This window comes from Chitinophaga agrisoli, assembly GCF_008386695.1.
Taxonomy (GTDB): Bacteria; Bacteroidota; Bacteroidia; order Chitinophagales; family Chitinophagaceae; genus Chitinophaga; species Chitinophaga agrisoli.
Genome location: NZ_VUOC01000118.1, coordinates 1 through 784, shown reverse-complemented (window position 1 = coordinate 784; position 784 = coordinate 1). Strand labels below are relative to the sequence as shown.

General features: G+C 34.1%; 1 protein-coding gene. It reads left to right on the top strand.

What is annotated here, in order from left to right:
• Window positions 1-326: 326 nt before the first annotated feature.
• A partial coding sequence (locus F0L74_RS33760; RefSeq protein WP_213087184.1) for a PHD finger domain-containing protein occupies window positions 327-784 on the top strand: 458 nt, incomplete at its 3' end.

Below are 784 nucleotides of genomic sequence, written 5' to 3'. Positions count from 1 at the left end.
TTAAACCTAATAAAAACTAAATCTGAAGGCTTAGATCTACCCAACTTATATAGATCTAGTACAATAAAGTTAGGCCAACTGTATCATTGAAACCCTTAGAACTTAGAACTAGATCTAGATCTAGATCTAGAGATACAATCTAGAGATTTGTACCAAAATAAAGCTAAAAAATGGCCGGCCCCACCAGTCATCACTATACCTTTACCAAAATGTTTGTTGTCACTCTGCTCATATGCTTAAACTTTAGCAACTATTTGAATCCTCTAGAAAATGTAGTGTTAAGTAGGCAACTATCCCTGATATCAACCAGTAACTTTAGACCCGGAATGTTTACCTTCAACTCAAAACCTAGATTTAGAAGTAATACCCAGCTCATCAAAATTAACTGTCTTAAGAACAAAAAATCAATATTAGTAGTACTATTAATCCTGCAAGCTGGTGACATTGAACAAAATCCAGGGCCTAAAACAAAAGTAAATCCCCAATCTCAAAATGAAAGGATCATCCAGTGTGACAGCTGTTGCACCTGGACCCACTTTAGTTTATTTAACTTGAAAAAAACCTTTAAAAACAATAAAACAACTTGGATTTGCTTAAACTGCGGTACACATAATCTTAACTCTAATCTACTGCAAAATAGATGTATTGATACCTTAAACAGCTTTAGTGTACTTGGAAACTCAAATAATGACATCGATCTAGACTTAGACAAAACCTCTACTCCTAGACATGGAGCTGAAAGATCGAAGAACAAAACCTCCCAAAAAGTAAAATCAAATCATAA